The 608-nt window shown below is 43.9% G+C and carries 2 protein-coding genes; both read right to left on the bottom strand.

Annotation, left to right across the window (positions count from 1 at the left end; all coding sequences use genetic code 11):
* On the bottom strand, positions 1 to 197 hold a 197-nt coding region (locus FDY93_RS19665), incomplete at its 3' end, for a hypothetical protein (RefSeq protein ID WP_220446272.1).
* 143 nt (positions 198 to 340) lie between these two features.
* Positions 341 to 608, bottom strand: a 268-nt coding sequence (locus FDY93_RS19345) for a hypothetical protein (RefSeq protein WP_220446271.1), incomplete at its 5' end; no start/stop codon positions are given.

The raw sequence follows: 608 nt of genomic DNA, 5'->3' as shown, positions 1-608 counted from the left end.
TAACGCCCAGCGCAGGCGCAGCCAGCGCGGAGCGCATTTTGTGTTAATGTTTGAGCGCCAGCGAGTAACACAAAAGGCGCGTAGCGTTGGCTGTCGCTCTGCCGCTGCTTGTTATGCATCTTTTGCAAAAGACCTGCGAAATAGCTCAACATCCATAAATTGGCTATAGCACCTTCTTGGGAGCCCATTTTCTGCATAGGCTACAAAGCAGGCTACCTCATCAATAAAGAACGCTAAATCTCTTAGGTAGTTAAGTGCTTGCTTTCGATCAATATTTAGGCATTCCTGAACTGCCTTCAAATCTTGCACGGTTTCATTTGATAGGTCTTGAGCTATATATTCAATGAATATGGTCGAGTTCAAATGCTTTTGCCTCAAGGTACCAGTCGAGATTAGCCACTTCTGATCTTGTCGCAGCACCATCTAAATACCTTCTCATAACTCCCACAGCGTCTTTTACCACCCAGCCAGAGCGAAATCTAAGTTGCGCTTCGACACACTCGATCAAATATTCGTAAATTTTATCAATAGAGGCTCCATTTTTATAAAGCTCCTCTAATTCTTCGTATATATCCATAGTATGAGCATCGTCAATGATGCATAACGCC

Origin of the sequence: Microbulbifer harenosus, from assembly GCF_005771435.1 — a bacterium.
GTDB lineage: Bacteria > Pseudomonadota > Gammaproteobacteria > Pseudomonadales > Cellvibrionaceae > Microbulbifer > Microbulbifer harenosus.
This window is presented reverse-complemented; position numbering and strand designations above follow the sequence as displayed.